Genomic DNA, 2,600 nt, shown 5'->3' with positions numbered 1-2,600 from the left:
GTGCTGACAGGTAGTCGTCCGTTGACTCTCCCGAGCGCCGCCATGTCACCCGGTGATGTCGTATCCCGTCTCGTGCCATGCAGTTTGCACAACAGGCTGCACAACCGGGCGGACACGACCACACAACACCACACTGTGTGTCTTGGCCCTATGTGTCCTTCCCATCGTCACGGCGATAGAGCGTCTGATCGAGGCTCGATGCATCCTGACTCCAAGAGAGAGGACGAGCATGCTGACGTTCGATGAGGCGCGCGCGATCGCGGCTGATCGCTACGGCGAGCCGTTCGCGAGTGAAGGCGCTCAGGACTACGGCGTCTGCTTAGTCACTCCGCAGCGCGTGCGCGACGACGAGGCGCGCGGGCTCATCACGGTGGGCGGCGCATGGATCGTCGTCGACCGCGAAACCGGCGAGGTCGACGAGTGGCCGCATTTGGATCATCTTGACCGCGTGCAGCGGATGAGGCGAGTGCACGGTCCTCGTCGAGAGGGCCGCGATCTATCGTGACCGACCGGCGCACGACGACATTTGCGGGGTCAGTTCTGTTCGTCTCCGGCGGTGAACGAGACCTCGGCGACCCAGGAGGACACGACCGTCAGTGCGGTGTCAGCGAGGTCGGGTGAGATCGCGGCTACGTCCGGATGGGAGGCGGCCAAAGCATCCGTCAGCGTCGTCCGCAGGACCGCGTTCGTGCGCATCGCGTCAGCCAATTCGGCGGCTGTCCATGCGGCGGCCTCAAGCGCAGTCTGCTCGATGATGGGACCGTATTCGGCCCGCCAAGCGGCCTTCGCTTGCTCGCCTCGGATCTTGGCTTCGATCTCGCGCACCTTGCCCTGCACCATCGCGCGCGTAAGGCCTTGCATCGATGAGGAGTTGTCCGTCACTCGTGACTATCCCGTCTCCGTTAGGCGATCACGATGAGATCGCAGTTCCTGCAGCGCCACCCTCGTGACTGCGGATAGCAGCGCGTCCCACAAGCCGGGCAGTCTGGGTCGGTAGCGAAGATTTCGCCCTCGAACGGCTCACTTGGCGTTGTGTCATGCATGACCGAACTCTATGCGCGTTATCTCCAGGCGAGCCAGACTTATCCACAGCGCTGCCTGGTCCTCCGATGTTGCATCGGCGAGGTCGGCGCGTAACCGTTGCCAGGCCGTCGATAGTAGATGTCGCATCAGGCGTGCGGATGAAGCGCGATAGCGTCTCACGCGTGATCAATTCGCGCATCACCATGGATCGCGCGTCCGCGATCGGAGGGCATTGGCGCTTATGCACATCGGCTATCTCTACGTGACTAGCAACAGCATCGATGACGTCCTGTACGTCGGGCAGTCGAGCCAACTGGACGATGAAGTCGTCGCGACGTATCTGGGGAGCGGCGACTACTTCAAGCAGGCTCTCGCCGAGCACGGCGAGCACAGTTTCAGGAAGTCGATTCTGGGCTACTACGACGATCAGACTGAACTCGACTATGCAGAGGTCCAAGCGATCGCCCGACTGAAGGCCGAGGGAATCCCGCTTTACAACGGGGGTGTTGGCGGGCCGCGAGCGCAGCGCGATTTCATCATGGCGATGTTCCGCCGATTTCGAGTCGTGCCCATGCTGGCGGATCAGTGGTTCCAAGCCGTCGATGACAACCACGACGAGGTCAGAGACTTGATCGCTGCGAGCGCGGACGTCACGACGGATGACTTCTATGTCCAACTCGAAGGGCAGTTGCTGCAGACGCAGGACTTGTCGGGTGAGTGCCCCGGCTGCGGTGCTGCGGTGGGCGCAGTGTGCCGAACGAAGACCGACAGGGCCGTCGCGCAACCACGTAAAGCGCGCTTCGGCCTGACGTCGCGGCGCTACCGAGAACGCCGATCTCGGACGGTGTGCGCGTGCAACCCCAGCGAGTCGCCGGGCTCGCATTCCGTGCGCTCGGACTCCGCTCGATAGTGTCGAGGTTCACCCATTTTTGGAGCGGGCCCCACGTGTCACAAGCGTTCATCGTCCGCAACTACCTCGAGCCGGTAACCGAGCACTCATGGACGCGCCGCGCGACAGGAACCGTGTGACGGCGCTGGGCGAATTTCCTCGGATTCTGCTCGGCGGATTCCGATCGTCGCTACACCTGAGGTAAGTAGGTGAGTATCAGATCTGGTTCCAGTGGTCGTCCGGGACGACCTCTGATGGTGGACCCGCAGCGGTCGTTTGCGAAGCTGCTCGCGCAGGGTGTGTCACTCTCTGAGGCGGGTCGTCGCCTCGGGATCGACCGCAAGACAGTGCGCTATGTGGGTTCGCACTGTTCGCCCTCCGAATCGGACGTTCGGCAATCGGGCCGGATGCGAATGGAGGCGGAACCGTAGCGATAGCGGCCCCCGACTTCCACCGAGCACCGCAATTGCGATCAATCGCGGTGCGACTCCGGCGGGCAGCATGAACTCAGCCCAGGCGAGCACAACCTGGTCGGGGCTCAGCTCATCCGCCGCGCATTCCCGAAAGACTGCGGCGAGATAGGTCTTGCGGCCGGCGACCCCCGTTGCTCGAGAGGCGAGCAAAGGGAGACGCCGCGGTCGGCGCGACCGATTCGTCATCGACACCGAGACCCGCCACATCGTCTCGA

Annotated in this window: 3 protein-coding genes; 2 read left to right on the top strand and 1 reads right to left on the bottom strand. The window is 63.2% G+C overall.

What is annotated here, in order from left to right:
* Nucleotides 1–229: 229 nt before the first annotated feature.
* The gene (locus QZV84_RS03660; protein WP_292825471.1) at nt 230–505 is read left to right on the top strand and encodes a hypothetical protein; all 276 of its coding nucleotides are present in this window, start codon (nt 230–232) and stop codon (nt 503–505) included.
* Between the two features lie 29 nt (nt 506–534).
* Here the strand turns inward: QZV84_RS03660 and QZV84_RS03655 are convergent, their stop codons facing one another.
* Nucleotides 535–882 carry a hypothetical protein gene (locus QZV84_RS03655; protein ID WP_292825468.1) on the bottom strand — a complete coding sequence of 116 codons (348 nt, stop codon included), beginning with the start codon at nt 880–882 and terminating at the stop codon, nt 535–537.
* Between the two features lie 382 nt (nt 883–1,264).
* On the opposite strand from QZV84_RS03655, the gene QZV84_RS03650 reads away from it, so the two are divergent.
* On the top strand, nt 1,265–1,933 hold the full coding sequence (locus QZV84_RS03650) for a hypothetical protein (RefSeq protein ID WP_292825465.1): 669 nt from the start codon (nt 1,265–1,267) through the stop codon (nt 1,931–1,933).
* The last annotated feature ends 667 nt before the right edge of the window (nt 1,934–2,600 follow it).

It is taken from the genome of Microbacterium sp. (genome assembly GCF_011620715.1).
Taxonomy (GTDB): Bacteria; Actinomycetota; Actinomycetes; order Actinomycetales; family Microbacteriaceae; genus Microbacterium.
Note: the sequence above shows the minus strand (reverse complement) of the source record. Positions and strands in the feature narration are given on the sequence as shown.